Consider the following 15,960-nt stretch of genomic DNA (forward strand, 5'->3'; position numbering starts at 1 on the left):
TGTATGCCTGTGATATTTTGCAGAAAAAACAGTCTGACATACCAAAAAGGATTAAAGGTTATATTCGCCAGGCGTTTGGTGACGTATCTTTCGGTTATGCCTTATTGGAGGATGTAGTAAGCAAATTAAAACGGGGTAAATTTGAACTCCAAATACCAGGCGGTGGAATTAAAGAATGTGATGGATGGTATATTTACGAAAAAATAATTGATGATAATTTTGCCATAGTCATAGAATCTTTGGGCTTTGCGCTTAAAATCTATGGAGGGGATGAACGTTTTCGTAATGGTTCCTCTGTTGTTTTGGAGGATGAAGATTACTCTCTTATTTATAATTTTCTGGTTAATGCAGGTTGCCAACAAGTCGAATTAGCCGAACAAGTGGATGCGATAGTAAGTGCGAATCTGGCCGCAGATAGTAATATTACCAAAGAAAAGATTTGCGAGAAATATAAATCGATCATTGAGGCGTTTAAAAAAGAGCAACTAGCGTTACCAGTATTAGTTCGGTGTAAGAACTCAGAGACTTAATTCCCCTATCCCATAGATAACGATAGGGGAAAATTATTTTTCCAGAATTTATGTTATTGCCATTATTTGAGCAACTTTTGCAGCAGGTCCATCACTTGCTGCACCTCTTCCGGTGTGAGCGCCCCGTCTTTGGCCCATTGCACGCGACCGTCTTTATCCAGCACCACTACAGCGGAACTTTCGTCATCCAGCTGCCAGGCACCGCGCGCGACGCCATTGCTATCGACAATAAACTGCGACCTGGGATAAAGCTTTTTATTACTCTCCAGACTGCTGCGCACAAACATGCCGGAACCCGGAATCGCGTCGTCGGTGTTAACAATGGTGGTGGTCTGGTAACGATCGTGCGGTAACTTCGCTGATTTAATCGCTTCAATCAGCGTCGCGTTTTTCTCTTTTGCAGAGGTGCGACCAGCAATATGTTGCAGTACTCGCACTTTTCCCACTAACTGCGCGCTGTTCCAGGTTTTGTAGCTAAACTGATCTTTATCAAGCACCAACTCGCCCCGATCGGTAATGCCAATCGGCGGCACTCGCTGACCGATTTCGAACTGATGTGCGGAAGCCATCATCGGCAACAGCAGGCAGGTGAGTGCCAGAATCTTGCGTAGGGTCATGGTGTTTCCTTCTTATGATATGCAGGTGATCCGACCACTTGGGTCTGAGTTTTAATCATATGTGCTATTTATCGAATTTCCCGCAAGTGTGATGCCAGTTTGCGGTCAAGCGCACAAATCATATGAAAAATGAATGCTTATACTGAAGACCGCGCTTCGGTAAAAAGATAATTCTGAATAATTGTAACCTTTAGGTAAAAAAAGTTATACGCGGTGGAAACATTGCCCGGATAGTCTATAGTCACTAAGCATTAAAATTTGCGCCTCATAATAGTTGGGCCGATTGTGGCACCGCACAGGCGTAATACTCAGCAGGAGATAACAATGAAAATTTTCCAACGGTACAACCCACTTCAGGTGGCGAAGTACGTAAAGATCCTGTTCCGTGGACGGTTATACATCAAGGACGTTGGCGCTTTTGAATTTGATAAGGGTAAGATTCTTATCCCAAAAGTGAAGGATAAGCTGCATTTGTCAGTGATGTCCGAAGTTAACCGTCAGGTTATGCGTCTGCAAACAGAGATGGCTTAACCAAAGTGCTATGCAGTAATAAGACGGCTCCTGATTCAGGAGCCGTTGATGTTTCTGGGGGTTACGCGACGCTTTCTTCTTTATCTTTAGCGTCAGGCAGTTTTGGCGAAAGGGCGGTGGCCTTGCTGTCGATCCGGGTCACCAGCAGCTGGTCGATGCGGTAGTTATCGATATCCACCACTTCAAATTTGTAGCCGGCGAATTTCACCGAATCGGTGCGTTTCGGGATCTTACGCAGCATAAACATCATAAAGCCGCCGATGGTTTCGTAGTTGCCCGACTGCGGGAACTCGTCAATATCCAGCACGCGCATGACGTCGTCAATTGGGGTGCCGCCGTCAATCAGCCATGAGTTCTCATCACGGGCGACAATCTGCTCTTCCAGCCCCTGACCGACCAGATCGCCCATCAGCGTGGTCATCACGTCGTTGAGGGTGATGATCCCCACCACCAGCGCGTACTCGTTCATGATCACCGCGAAGTCTTCACCTGCGGTTTTAAAACTTTCCAACGCCTCTGAAAGGGTTAACGTATCCGGCACAATCAGCGTGTTGCGAATTTGTACGCCGCTGTTCAGTGCCAGGCTTTGGTTAGCCAGCACGCGGTTCAGCAGGTCTTTAGAATCGACATAACCGATGATGTGGTCAATATCTTCATTACAGACGAGGAACTTAGAGTGCGGATGTTCCGCCACCTTATTCTTCAGGCTTTGCTCATCTTCGTGGAGATCAAACCAAATCACGTTTTCACGCGGTGTCATTGAAGACGGAACGGTACGGGATTCCAGCTCAAAGACGTTTTCAATCAGCTCGTGTTCCTGTTTACGTAACACGCCCGCCAGCGCACCGGCTTCCACTACCGCGTAGATGTCATCAGAAGTGATGTCATCTTTACGTACCATTGGCAGTTTGAAAATACGGAAGATCATGTTCGCCAGGCCGTTGAAGAACCACACCAGCGGGGTGCAAACGTACAGGCAGAAGCGCATCGGGTTGATGATACGCAAAGCCACCGCTTCTGGCGCAATCATACCGATGCGTTTCGGGGTTAAATCCGCAAACAGGATAAACATGCCAGTCACTAACGAGAAAGAGAGAATAAAGCTCAGTTGCTCAGAGAGCTCTGCCGACATATAGCGGGAGAACAGGCTGTGAAAAGCTGGAGAAAATGCCGCATCACCGACGATACCGCCGAGAATCGCCACTGCGTTCAGACCGATTTGGACCACGGTAAAGAACATGCCGGGATTTTCCTGCATATTCAGAACGCGTTGGGCATTTATATTGCCTTCATCAGCCAGCAGTTTAAGTTTGATTTTGCGTGAGGCGGCAAGCGAGATCTCGGACATCGAGAAGAACGCACTTACAGCGATCAAGCAGAGTATGACTAAAATACTGTTTAACATATCTTATCCGACCTTTCAGGCCAGATCCTCGGAAGGGAAAGTTGATTAATTTGTGTGAAATACACATTGAAAGCCGATTCGAAGAAAGTGAACCGGCATTTTCAGTCGCTAGTATAGCGTAAGGTACTGTAAAGTCGCCAGAGGGTTAAAATTCAGACTGCTGATAAATGCAATACTGCCTGATGCGCTATGCCGATCAGGCCTACGCAGTCCTTGCAATATATTGAATTTGGACGATTTTGTAGGCCTGGTAAGTCGTTTAAGCCGCATCAGGCATAGACAAAGAGCACTTTATCAACAAACTACATTTGTACCCGTAACGCTATGCTTCCGGCGGCAGACAGACGCCAATTCCGCCAATTCCACAGTAACCATATGGGTTTTTATGCAGATATTGCTGGTGGTCATCTTCGGCATAATAAAACGGTGTGGCGTTAGCGATTTCCGTGGTGATGTGACGATCGTCATCGGCGGCAAGCATCGCCGCCTGAAAACGTTCCAGACTGGCGCGAGCTGCGGCATCCTGTTCTGGGGTCAGCGGATAAATCGCTGAACGATACTGCGTGCCGTGGTCATTGCCCTGACGCATTCCCTGGGCGGGATCGTGATTCTCCCAAAATACCTGTAGCAACTGCTCATAGCTGATGACGGAAGGATCGTAAACAATGCGTACCGCTTCGGCATGACCCGTATCACCGGAGCACACTTCCCGATAAGTCGGATTTGGCGTATAGCCGCCGGTATAGCCTGCGGCGGTGCTGTAAAGGCCGGGTAACTGCCAGAACAGACGCTCCACACCCCAGAAACAACCCATCGCAAAAATGGCAATCTCCATTCCGTCAGGTACATTGGTCATTGAGTGACCGTTGACCGCATGCAGCGTGGCTACGGGCATCGGGGTGTTACGTCCAGGCAGGGCATCGGCGGGGGAAACCAGATGCTTTTTATCAAATAAACTCATGGTGTCGCTCTCCCGAAAATCGGTCATTGGGGTTAAGGTTGTAACAAGAGGCGTATTTGCACACAATAACCACCGTGAATAGGTCTAAAGTAAAACATAAGAAATATTTGGGGTTTAGTCTGCTTTTTAATCCATATTACTGGATTTTTGTTAAGCCGTTTAACGGCGTTCCAGGGGCAGGAAAAAAGGATATTCAGGAGAAAATGTGCGCTATATCCGACAGTTATGCTGTGTAAGCTTACTCTGCTTAAGCGGATCTGCCGTCGCCGCGAACGTCCGTCTACAGGTCGAGGGGTTATCGGGACAGCTGGAAAAGAACGTTCGTGCGCAGCTTTCTACGATTGAAAGTGATGAAGTGACGCCAGACCGTCGCTTTCGCGCACGCGTCGATGATGCCATCCGTGAAGGTCTGAAAGCGCTGGGTTATTACCAGCCGACCATTGAATTTGATCTCCGTCCACCGCCAAAGAAAGGGCGGCAGGTATTGATCGCCAAAGTCACGCCAGGTGTGCCGGTGTTAATTGGCGGCACCGATGTGGTATTGCGCGGCGGCGCGCGGACCGATAAAGACTATTTGAAATTGCTCGATACTCGCCCGGCTATTGGTACGGTACTGAACCAGGGCGATTATGAAAATTTCAAAAAGTCCTTAACCAGTATTGCGTTGCGTAAAGGTTATTTCGATAGCGAATTTACCAAAGCGCAGCTGGGCATTGCGCTCGGCCTGCATAAAGCCTTCTGGGATATTGATTATAACAGTGGCGAACGTTACCGCTTTGGGCATGTGACCTTTGAAGGATCACAAATCCGCGATGAATACCTGCAAAATCTGGTGCCGTTTAAAGAGGGCGATGAGTATGAATCGAAAGATTTGGCGGAACTGAACCGCCGACTTTCTGCTACCGGCTGGTTTAACTCGGTGGTGGTGGCTCCACAATTTGATAAAGCGCGCGAAACGAAAGTATTACCATTGACGGGCGTGGTTTCGCCGCGAACAGAAAACACCATCGAAACCGGGGGCGGTTACTCTACGGACGTGGGACCGCGCGTGAAAGCGACGTGGAAAAAGCCGTGGATGAACTCATACGGTCACAGTTTGACCACCAGTACCAGTATTTCCGCGCCGGAACAGACCCTCGACTTCAGCTATAAAATGCCGCTGCTGAAGAATCCACTGGAACAATATTATTTGGTGCAGGGCGGTTTTAAGCGCACTGACCTGAACGATACCGAATCTGACTCCACTACGCTGGTGGCTTCTCGCTACTGGGATCTCTCCAGCGGCTGGCAGCGTGCCATTAACCTGCGCTGGAGCCTCGACCACTTTACCCAGGGTGAAATTACCAACACCACGATGCTGTTTTATCCTGGGGTGATGATTAGCCGCACGCGTTCTCGTGGTGGCCTGATGCCAACCTGGGGAGACTCGCAACGCTACTCTATCGACTACTCCAACACGGCCTGGGGTTCAGATGTCGATTTCTCCGTTTTCCAGGCGCAGAACGTCTGGATCCGCACACTGTACGATCGCCATCGCTTTGTGACACGCGGTACGCTGGGCTGGATTGAAACCGGTGATTTCGACAAAGTACCGCCGGATCTGCGTTTCTTCGTCGGGGGCGATCGCAGTATTCGCGGCTACAAATACAAATCTATCGCCCCGAAATACGCCAACGGTGACCTGAAAGGGGCCTCGAAGTTGATAACCGGATCGCTGGAATACCAGTACAACGTGACCGGAAAATGGTGGGGCGCGGTGTTTGTCGATAGTGGCGAAGCGGTAAGCGATATTCGCCGCAGCGACTTTAAAACCGGTACCGGGGTCGGCGTACGCTGGGAATCGCCGGTCGGGCCAATCAAACTCGATTTTGCCGTACCGGTCGCGGATAAAGACGAACACGGGTTACAGTTTTACATCGGTCTGGGGCCAGAATTATGAGTTTATGGAAAAAAATCAGCCTCGGCGTGGTTATCGTTATCTTACTGTTGCTGGGATCGGTGGCGTTTCTGGTGGGCACCACCAGCGGCCTGCATCTTGTATTTAAAGCGGCGGATCGCTGGGTGCCAGGACTGGATATTGGCAAGGTCACCGGCGGCTGGCGCGATCTCACCTTGTCTGACGTTCGTTATGAGCAGCTAGGCGTGGCGGTAAAAGCGGGTAATCTGCATCTGGCGGTCGGTCTTGAGTGCCTGTGGAACAGTAGCGTTTGTATTAATGACCTGGCGCTGAAAGACATTCAGGTCAACATCGACAGTAAAAAAATGCCTCCTTCTGAACAGGTTGAAGAAGAGGAAGATAGCGGTCCGCTGGATCTCTCCACGCCGTATCCCATCACCCTGACACGGGTGGCGCTGGACAACGTCAACATCAAGATTGATGACACCACGGTGTCGGTGATGGACTTCACCTCCGGCCTGAACTGGCAGGAGAAAACCCTGACCCTGAAACCGACGTCGCTGAAAGGCCTGCTGATTGCTCTGCCGAAAGTGGTGGAAGTGGCGCAGGAAGAAGTGGTCGAACCGAAAATTGAAAATCCGCAGCCGGAGGAAAAGCCGCTCGGCGAAACGCTGAAAGATCTCTTTTCTCGCCCGGTATTGCCGGAAATGACCGACGTGCATTTGCCGCTTAACCTGAACATTGAAGAGTTTAAGGGCGAGCAGCTGCGCGTGACGGGCGACACGGACATCACCGTGCGCACCATGCTGCTGAAAGTGAGCAGCATTGACGGCAATACTAAACTGGACGCCTTGGATATCGATTCCAACCAGGGGATCGTCAACGCCAGCGGCACGGCGCAGCTGTCAGACAACTGGCCGGTGGATATCACCCTCAACAGCACACTGAACGTGGAGCCGTTGAAAGGTGAAAAGGTGAAGCTGAAAGTGGGCGGCGCGCTGCGCGAACAGCTGGAGATAGGCGTTAACCTTTCCGGTCCGGTGGATATGGATTTACGCGCCCAGACGCGACTGGCGGAAGCCGGATTGCCACTCAACGTGGAAGTGAACAGCAAACAGCTTTACTGGCCGTTCACTGGTGAGAAGCAGTATCAGGCGGATGATCTGAAACTGAAACTTACCGGCAAAATGACCGATTACACGCTCTCTATGCGTACGGCAGTGAAGGGACAGGAGATCCCGCCAGCCACCATTACCCTTGATGCCAAAGGTAATGAACAGCAGGTCAATCTCGACAAACTCACCGTCGCGGCGCTGGAAGGGAAAACTGAACTCAAGGCGTTGCTCGACTGGCAGCAGGCCATTAGTTGGCGCGGTGAGCTAACGCTTAATGGCATTTACACCGCCAAAGAGTTCCCGGAGTGGCCGTCGAAACTCAATGGCTTGATTAAAACCCGCGGTAGCCTGTACGGCGGCACCTGGCAGATGGAGGTGCCAGAACTGAAGCTGACCGGTAACGTCAAACAGAACAAAGTGAACGTTGACGGCACGCTGAAAGGCAACAGTTATATGCAGTGGATGATCCCTGGGCTTCATCTGGAACTCGGGCCAAACAGTGCCGAAGTGAAAGGCGAGCTGGGGGTAAAAGATCTCAATCTTGATGCCACCATCAACGCGCCGGGGCTGGATAACGCGCTGCCGGGGCTTGGCGGTACAGCGAAAGGGCTGGTGAAAGTACGCGGCACGGTGGAAGCGCCACAACTACTGGCAGATATCACCGCGCGCGGCCTGCGCTGGCAGGAACTTTCCGTGGCGCAGGTTCGCGTGGAAGGCGACATTAAATCCACCGATCAGATCGCCGGGAAACTCGACGTACGCGTTGAGCAAATTTCGCAGCCGGATGTAAATATCAACCTCGTCACCCTGAATGCCAAAGGCAGCGAAAAGCAGCACGAGCTACAGTTGCGGATTCAGGGCGAGCCTGTCTCCGGGCAGCTTAATCTGGCAGGAAGTTTTGATCGCAAAGAAGAACGCTGGAAGGGAACTCTTAGCAATACCCGCTTCCAGACGCCGGTCGGCCCGTGGTCGCTGACCCGCGATATTGCGCTGGATTACCGCAATAAGGAGCAAAAAATCAGCATCGGGCCACACTGCTGGCTTAACCCGAATGCGGAACTGTGCGTGCCGCAAACTATCGATGCGGGGGCCGAAGGGCGTGCGGTGGTGAATCTCAACCGCTTCGACCTCGCCATGCTGAAACCGTTTATGCCAGAAACCACTCAGGCCAGCGGTATCTTCACGGGTAAAGCGGATGTTGCCTGGGACACCACGAAAGAGGGGCTGCCGCAGGGCAGTATCACCCTTTCGGGGCGTAACGTGCAGGTAACGCAAACCGTCAACGATGCGGCGCTGCCGGTGGCGTTTCAGACACTGAATCTGACGGCGGAATTGCGTAACAACCGTGCCGAATTGGGCTGGACCATCCGCCTGACCAATAACGGCCAGTTTGATGGACAGGTGCAGGTGACCGATCCGCAAGGCCGCCGTAATCTTGGTGGCAACGTCAATATCCGTAACTTCAACCTTGCGATGATAAACCCCATCTTTACCCGTGGGGAAAAAGCAGCGGGGATGGTGAGTGCCAACTTGCGTCTGGGTGGTGATGTGCAAAGCCCGCAGTTGTTTGGTCAGCTTCAGGTTACGGGTGTGGATATCGACGGCAACTTTATGCCGTTTGATATGCAGCCGAGCCAGCTTGCGGTCAACTTTAACGGTATGCGCTCGACGCTTGCCGGTACAGTACGGACCCAGCAGGGTGAAATCTACCTGAACGGTGATGCCGACTGGAGCCAAATTGAAAACTGGCGGGCACGAGTAACGGCGAAAGGCAGTAAAGTGCGGATCACCGTGCCGCCGATGGTACGAATGGATGTATCGCCAGATGTTGTATTCGAGGCTACACCAAACCTGTTTACCCTCGATGGTCGCGTGGATGTCCCGTGGGCGCGCATCGTGGTGCACGATCTGCCGGAAAGCGCAGTAGGCGTCTCCAGCGATGTGGTGATGCTTAACGATAACCTGCAACCGGAAGAGCCGAAAACGGCGTCGATTCCGATTAACAGTAACCTGATTGTCCACGTTGGCAACAATGTGCGCATTGACGCCTTTGGCCTGAAAGCGCGGCTGACGGGCGATCTTAACGTCGTACAGGACAAACAAGGGCTGGGCCTGAACGGGCAGATCAACATCCCTGAAGGGCGCTTCCATGCCTATGGTCAGGATCTGATTGTGCGTAAGGGTGAGTTACTGTTCTCTGGTCCGCCGGATCAACCGTATCTTAATATTGAAGCTATTCGTAACCCGGATGCTACAGAAGACGATGTAATCGCCGGAGTTCGCGTCACTGGTCTGGCGGACGAACCGAAAGCGGAGATCTTCTCTGACCCGGCGATGTCGCAACAAGCTGCATTGTCTTATTTGCTACGTGGACAAGGGCTGGAGAGCGATCAGAGCGACAGTGCGGCAATGACCTCGATGCTGATTGGTCTGGGGGTTGCGCAAAGTGGCCAGATTGTGGGTAAAATCGGCGAGACGTTTGGCGTAAGCAATTTAGCGCTCGACACCCTGGGAGTAGGCGACTCCTCCCAGGTAGTGGTCAGCGGCTATGTATTGCCAGGTCTGCAAGTGAAATACGGCGTGGGTATATTTGACTCTATAGCAACACTCACGTTACGTTATCGCCTGATGCCTAAGCTATATCTGGAAGCCGTGTCTGGTGTAGACCAGGCACTGGATTTGCTCTATCAGTTCGAGTTTTAGCAATGCGAATATTTGTCTACGGCAGTTTACGCCACAAACAAGGCAACAGTCACTGGATGACCAATGCCCAGTTACTGGGCGATTTCAGTATCGATAACTACCAGTTGTATAGCCTGGGCCACTATCCAGGCGCAGTTCCGGGGAACGGAACGGTACACGGTGAAGTTTATCGTATTGACAACGCCACGCTGGCCGAACTTGATGCCTTGCGCACCAGGGGCGGTGAATACGCGCGCCAGTTGATTCAGACGCCGTATGGGAGTGCATGGATGTACGTTTATCAACGACCCGTCGATGGATTAAAGCTAATTGAAAGCGGCGACTGGTTAGACAGGGATAAGTAATAATAAAAGCACGCCTCCTTCGGGTGGCGTTGTTTTATGCGATGTATCTCGCGATTTTTTTTTGTAACTTTTCCATCTTTTGCTTTTCTCTCCGAGCCGCTTTCCATATCTGCAATCGCATAAAAAACTCTGCTGGCGTTCACAAATGTGCAGGGGTAAAACGGGGGCACGCTTTGAACGGTGAGTATGAGTGAGGTCGGCTAACTTCCAGCAAGTGGCTATGAACAGCAAAATGGTGGTCGGGTTTGCTTGTTCTTACCGTTCAAGCCTTGCAACCGCTGAGAATAATGATGGTGGAATAGAGAGTTTATTTATCGCGGGCATAAAAAAACCCTTACTAACCGAAGCCCGGCGTTCAGGGTTATTGCGCTAGAAGAACTTATTTATTCTTTGCGCGCTCGAAGGAAGCAACGATTTCAGCTTTAGCGGCTTCTGCGTTTTCCCAACCTTCAACTTTCACCCACTTGCCTTTTTCGAGGTCTTTGTAGTGCTCGAAGAAGTGAGCGATTTGCGCTTTCAGCAGTTCAGGCAGATCGTTTACGTCTTTAATGTGATCGTATTCTTTGCTCAGCTTGCTGTGCGGAACCGCAACCAGTTTCGCATCTTCACCGGCTTCGTCGGTCATTTTCAGAACGCCAACCGGACGGCAACGGATCACAGAACCAGGCTGCAGCGGGTACGGAGTCGGGACCAGTACGTCAACCGGGTCACCGTCCAGAGACAGGGTGTGGTTGATGTAACCGTAGTTGCACGGATAGAACATCGCGGTGGACATGAAGCGGTCAACGAACAGTGCGCCGCTCTCTTTGTCGATTTCGTATTTGATCGGATCTGCGTTAGCCGGGATCTCAATAACAACGTAGATGTCTTCCGGCAGATCTTTACCCGCAGGGACGTTGAGTAAGCTCATGTCTGTTTCCTTTAAAAATATGTGGCAAACAAGTGCCAAGTATTATAGCCAACTCGCGCCGAATGTCTTTGCTTGTTTTCGTCTTCATTTTCCTTTTTCGCCAGTTTTAAGACGGTATACAGAGCAGGAAAATCCATAACCGTAGCCGCATTTTTCATAGTGAGATGAAAGCGATTACAAACTTGTGATTAACGTTTTATTTACTTTTTTGAAGTGTGATGTAACGCAATCCGTTACATAACGAATTGTCTATAGTTTTTTCGCGAACATCTTTTCACCAATAATAATTACCCCGACGAGGACAACCCTATGTGGAAACGCTTACTTGTAGTCTCTGCAGTCTCGGCAGCCATGTCGTCTATGGCGTTGGCCGCTCCATTAACCGTAGGATTTTCGCAGGTCAGATCGGAATCCGGCTGGCGCGCCGCAGAAACCAATGTGGCGAAAAGTGAGGCCGAAAAACGCGGAATTACGTTGAAAATTGCCGATGGTCAGCAAAAGCAGGAAAACCAGATTAAAGCGGTACGTTCCTTCGTTGCACAAGGGGTGGATGCGATCTTTATCGCTCCAGTGGTTGCGACGGGTTGGGAACCGGTATTAAAAGAGGCGAAAGATGCCGAAATCCCGGTCTTCTTGCTCGACCGTTCCATCGATGTGAAAGACAAATCTCTCTATATGACCACCGTTACTGCCGACAACATCCTCGAAGGTAAGTTGATCGGTGACTGGCTGGTAAAAGAAGTGAATGGCAAACCATGCAACGTGGTGGAGCTGCAGGGCACCGTTGGGGCCAGCGTCGCCATTGACCGTTAAGAAAGGCTTTGCCGAAGCCATTAAGAATGCGCCAAATATCAAAATTATCCGCTCGCAGTCAGGTGACTTCACCCGCAGTAAAGGCAAAGAAGTCATGGAGAGCTTTATCAAAGCGGAAAACAACGGCAAAAACATCTGCATGGTTTACGCCCATAACGACGACATGGTGATTGGTGCAATTCAGGCAATTAAAGAAGCGGGCCTGAAACCGGGCAAAGATATCCTCACGGGTTCCATTGACGGTGTACCGGACATCTACAAAGCGATGATGGATGGCGAAGCGAACGCCAGTGTTGAACTGACGCCGAACATGGCGGGACCCGCTTTCGATGCGCTGGAGAAATACAAAAAAGACGGCACCATGCCTGAAAAGCTGACGTTAACCAAATCCACCCTTTACCTGCCTGATACCGCAAAAGAAGAGTTAGAGAAGAAGAAAAATATGGGGTATTGAGGGTTGCTATGCCTGATGCCGATTCGTAGGCCGGATAAGGCGCTCGCGCCGCATCCGGCGATGGTGCACTGAAGCCTGATGCGACGCTTACCGCGTCTTATCATGCCTACTGGGAGCACGCTTTACACCGGGGGAAACCATGACGACCGACCAACACCAGGAGATCCTCCGCACCGAAGGATTAAGTAAATTTTTCCCCGGCGTCAAAGCGTTAGACAACGTTGATTTCAGCCTGCGCCGTGGCGAAATCATGGCGCTGCTTGGTGAAAACGGGGCGGGAAAATCAACGCTAATCAAAGCATTAACTGGTGTATACCACGCCGATCGCGGCACCATCTGGCTGGAAGGCCAGACTATCTCACCGAAAAATACCGCCCATGCACAACAACTCGGTATCGGCACCGTCTATCAGGAAGTCAACCTGCTACCCAATATGTCGGTTGCTGATAATCTATTCATAGGTCGCGAACCCAAACGTTTCGGCCTTCTACGCCGTAAAGAGATGGAAAAGCGCGCCACCGAACTGATGGCATCTTACGGTTTCTCCCTCGACATGCGCGAACCGCTTAACCGTTTTTCGGTGGCGATGCAGCAAATCGTCGCCATTTGCCGGGCTATCGATCTCTCCGCCAAAGTGCTGATCCTCGATGAACCCACCGCCAGCCTCAACACCCAAGAAGTGGAGCTATTATTTGGCCTGATGCGTCAGTTGCGCGATCGCGGCGTCAGCCTGATCTTTGTCACTCACTTTCTCGATCAGGTCTATCAGGTCAGCGATCGGATCACCGTCTTACGCAACGGCAGTTTCGTAGGCTGTCGGGAAACGCGCGAGCTACCGCAGATCGAACTGGTAAAAATGATGCTGGGGCGCGAGCTGGATACCCACGCGCTACAGCGTGCCGGGCGAACATTGTTGAGCGACAAACCCGTTGCCGCGTTCAAAAATTACGGCAAAAAAGGAACGATAGCACCGTTTGATCTCGAAGTGCGCCCCGGCGAGATCGTCGGTCTGGCTGGCTTGCTGGGATCCGGACGTACCGAAACCGCCGAAGTGATCTTCGGTATCAAACCTGCTGACAGCGGCACGGCGTTGATCAAAGGCAAACCGCAAACCCTGCGATCGCCACATCAGGCTTCAGTACTGGGCATCGGATTCTGCCCGGAAGACAGGAAAACCGATGGCATCATCGCCGCCGCCTCGGTGCGGGAAAATATCATCCTTGCTCTCCAGGCCCAGCGCGGCTGGCTACGACCCATTTCCCGCAAAGAGCAGCAAGAGATTGCCGAACGCTTTATCCGCCAGCTTGGCATTCGCACACCTTCAACTGAACAACCGATTGAATTTCTCTCCGGTGGCAATCAGCAAAAAGTGCTGCTTTCACGTTGGCTACTGACCCGACCGCAATTTCTGATCCTTGATGAGCTAACCCGTGGCATTGATGTTGGTGCCCACGCCGAGATCATCCGCCTGATTGAAACGCTGTGTGCTGACGGTCTGGCGCTGCTGGTGATCTCCTCCGAACTGGAAGAGCTGGTGGGCTATGCCGACCGGGTGATCATCATGCGCGATCGCAAACAGGTGGCGGAGATCCCGCTGGCACAGCTTTCCGTTCCGGCGATCATGAACGCCATTGCGGCGTAAGGAGAACAGTGTGATGCCTCAATCTCTCCCTGACACTACGCCGCCAAAAAGGCGTTTTCACTGGCCGACGGGGATGCCGCAGCTGGCGGCACTGTTGCTGGTGCTGCTGGTCGATAGCCTGGTAGCCCCGCATTTCTGGCAGGTGGTGCTTCAGGATGGGCGTTTGTTCGGTAGCCCTATCGACATTCTTAACCGTGCAGCTCCCGTTGCGTTACTGGCGATTGGTATGACGCTGGTGATCGCCACCGGTGGTATCGATCTCTCTGTGGGGGCGGTGATGGCTATCGCCGGAGCCACAACGGCTGCGATGACGGTCGCGGGATTCAGCCTGCCGATTGTTTTGTTAAGCGCCCTGGGCACCGGCATCCTGGCGGGATTGTGGAACGGCATACTGGTAGCGATCCTCAAAATTCAGCCGTTTGTCGCCACCCTGATCCTGATGGTCGCCGGGCGCGGCGTGGCGCAACTGATCACCGCCGGGCAGATCGTCACGTTTAACTCGCCGGATCTCTCATGGTTTGGCAGCGGATCGCTGTTGTTCCTGCCAACGCCGGTCATTATCGCGGTGCTGACGCTTCTCCTGTTCTGGCTGTTGACCCGCAAAACGGCGCTGGGGATGTTTATCGAAGTCGTTGGTATCAACATTCGGGCGGCAAAAAATGCCGGGGTAAACACGCGAATCATCGTCATGCTCACCTACGTGTTGAGCGGGCTATGTGCGGCGATTGCGGGCATTATCGTGGCGGCGGATATTTGCGGTGCCGATGCCAACAACGCCGGATTATGGCTGGAGCTGGACGCCATTCTCGCGGTGGTGATTGGCGGCGGATCGCTGATGGGCGGGCGCTTTAACCTGCTGCTCTCGGTAGTGGGGGCGCTGATTATTCAGGGGATGAACACCGGAATTTTGCTTTCGGGCTTTCCGCCGGAGATGAACCTGGTGGTGAAAGCGGTGGTGGTGCTTTGTGTGCTGATTGTTCAGTCGCAACGCTTTATCAGTCTGATTAAAGGAGTACGTAGCCATGATAAAACGTAACTTGCCGCTGATGATCACCATCGGCGTCTTTGTGCTGGGCTATCTCTACTGCCTGACCCAGTTTCCCGGTTTTGCTTCCACAAGGGTGATCTGCAATATCCTGACCGATAACGCCTTTCTTGGGATAATCGCCGTTGGCATGACCTTTGTGATCCTCTCTGGCGGTATCGATCTCTCCGTCGGTTCGGTGATCGCCTTTACTGGCGTGTTTCTGGCAAAAGTGGTTGGCGATTTCGGCCTCTCGCCGCTGCTGGCGTTTCCGCTAGTGCTGGTGATGGGCTGTGCCTTCGGCGCATTTATGGGGCTTCTGATCGACGCCCTGAAGATCCCGGCATTTATCATTACGCTTGCGGGGATGTTCTTTTTGCGCGGCGTCAGCTATCTCGTTTCGGAAGAGTCGATTCCGATAAACCATCCCATTTATGACACGCTCTCAAGCCTTGCGTGGAAAATCCCCGGCGGCGGTCGCCTTAGTGCGATGGGGCTGTTGATGCTGGCGGTGGTGGTTATCGGTATTTTCCTTGCGCATCGTACCCGTTTTGGCAATCAGGTGTACGCTATTGGCGGCAACGCGACGTCGGCGAACCTGATGGGGATTTCTACTCGCAGCACCACTATTCGCATTTATATGCTCTCCACCGGACTGGCAACACTGGCGGGGATTGTCTTCTCGATTTATACCCAAGCCGGATATGCACTGGCGGGCGTAGGTGTGGAACTGGACGCCATCGCGTCGGTGGTGATTGGCGGTACGTTGTTAAGTGGTGGCGTCGGGACGGTGCTTGGGACGCTTTTTGGCGTGGCAATTCAGGGACTGATCCAGACTTACATCAACTTTGACGGCACGCTGAGTTCCTGGTGGACGAAAATCGCCATCGGTATTTTGTTGTTTATTTTTATAGCATTACAGCGTGGGTTAACGGTGCTGTGGGAGAATCGTCAGAGTTCGCCAGTGACAAGAGTCAACATTGCGCAGCGATAAAAATGCCTCTCCGTGTGGAG

The 15,960-nt window shown here is 52.0% G+C and carries 11 protein-coding genes and 2 pseudogenes; 9 read left to right on the top strand and 4 right to left on the bottom strand.

All coding sequences use genetic code 11. The annotated features are described in order from the left end of the window. A pseudogene (locus ACUU1I_RS14880) lies at window positions 1–530 on the top strand (hypothetical protein); the annotation flags it as partial. Between the two features lie 62 nt (window positions 531–592). Here the strand turns inward: ACUU1I_RS14880 and ACUU1I_RS14885 are convergent. Then, entirely contained in the window at window positions 593–1,147 is a 555-nt protein-coding gene (locus ACUU1I_RS14885) for a YtfJ family protein (RefSeq protein WP_000175267.1), read from the bottom strand. 324 nt (window positions 1,148–1,471) lie between these two features. On the opposite strand from ACUU1I_RS14885, the gene ACUU1I_RS14890 reads away from it, so the two are divergent. Next, complete coding sequence (locus ACUU1I_RS14890) at window positions 1,472–1,678, top strand: DUF1107 domain-containing protein (RefSeq protein WP_000689228.1); 207 nt, start codon at window positions 1,472–1,474, stop codon at window positions 1,676–1,678. Window positions 1,679–1,739: 61 nt separating this feature from the next. On the opposite strand, the gene ACUU1I_RS14895 is transcribed toward ACUU1I_RS14890, so the two are convergent. Further along, window positions 1,740–3,083: a hemolysin family protein gene (locus tag ACUU1I_RS14895; RefSeq protein WP_000935042.1), complete on the bottom strand. Its 1,344-nt coding sequence runs from the start codon at window positions 3,081–3,083 to the stop codon at window positions 1,740–1,742. 322 nt (window positions 3,084–3,405) lie between these two features. Continuing rightward, the gene (gene msrA / locus ACUU1I_RS14900; RefSeq protein ID WP_005065641.1) at window positions 3,406–4,044 is read right to left on the bottom strand and encodes a peptide-methionine (S)-S-oxide reductase MsrA; all 639 of its coding nucleotides are present in this window, start codon (window positions 4,042–4,044) and stop codon (window positions 3,406–3,408) included. Between the two features lie 205 nt (window positions 4,045–4,249). Between msrA and tamA the strand changes: the two genes are divergently transcribed. From tamA to ACUU1I_RS14915, 3 genes are read left to right on the top strand one after another with little or no spacing between them, the layout of a single operon-like run. Then, the gene (tamA, locus tag ACUU1I_RS14905) at window positions 4,250–5,983 is read left to right on the top strand and encodes an autotransporter assembly complex protein TamA (RefSeq protein WP_001269309.1); all 1,734 of its coding nucleotides are present in this window, start codon (window positions 4,250–4,252) and stop codon (window positions 5,981–5,983) included. Further along, entirely contained in the window at window positions 5,980–9,759 is a 3,780-nt protein-coding gene (gene tamB / locus ACUU1I_RS14910) for an autotransporter assembly complex protein TamB (protein ID WP_000060857.1), read from the top strand. The genes tamA and tamB overlap by 4 nt, the downstream gene beginning before the upstream one ends. A 2-nt stretch (window positions 9,760–9,761) precedes the next feature. Next, window positions 9,762–10,103 (top strand): gamma-glutamylcyclotransferase family protein, encoded by a 342-nt coding sequence (locus ACUU1I_RS14915; RefSeq protein WP_001219160.1) that lies wholly within the window; start codon window positions 9,762–9,764, stop codon window positions 10,101–10,103. Window positions 10,104–10,482: 379 nt separating this feature from the next. Here ACUU1I_RS14915 and ppa read toward each other — a convergent pair whose 3' ends face one another. Then, on the bottom strand, window positions 10,483–11,013 hold the full coding sequence (ppa, locus tag ACUU1I_RS14920) for an inorganic diphosphatase (protein WP_000055075.1): 531 nt from the start codon (window positions 11,011–11,013) through the stop codon (window positions 10,483–10,485). A gap of 309 nt (window positions 11,014–11,322) precedes the next feature. On the opposite strand from ppa, the pseudogene ytfQ reads away from it, so the two are divergent. The 4 genes and pseudogenes from ytfQ (at window position 11,323) to yjfF (ending at window position 15,940) form a co-directional block, all read left to right on the top strand. Further along, window positions 11,323–12,280 (top strand): annotated as a pseudogene (gene ytfQ / locus ACUU1I_RS14925) (galactofuranose ABC transporter substrate-binding protein YtfQ). 139 nt (window positions 12,281–12,419) lie between these two features. Further along, a complete protein-coding gene (ytfR, locus tag ACUU1I_RS14930) occupies window positions 12,420–13,922 on the top strand; it encodes a galactofuranose ABC transporter, ATP-binding protein YtfR (protein ID WP_000205827.1) in 1,503 nt (500 codons plus the stop codon). Between the two features lie 13 nt (window positions 13,923–13,935). Beyond that, window positions 13,936–14,958, top strand: a complete 1,023-nt coding sequence (gene ytfT, locus ACUU1I_RS14935) for a galactofuranose ABC transporter, ATP-binding protein YtfT (protein WP_005065633.1) — start codon at window positions 13,936–13,938, stop codon at window positions 14,956–14,958. Next, window positions 14,945–15,940 (top strand): galactofuranose ABC transporter, permease protein YjfF, encoded by a 996-nt coding sequence (gene yjfF, locus ACUU1I_RS14940; protein ID WP_000596027.1) that lies wholly within the window; start codon window positions 14,945–14,947, stop codon window positions 15,938–15,940. The genes ytfT and yjfF overlap by 14 nt, the downstream gene beginning before the upstream one ends. The last annotated feature ends 20 nt before the right edge of the window (window positions 15,941–15,960 follow it).

This window comes from Shigella sp. SIG3 (assembly GCF_053555855.1).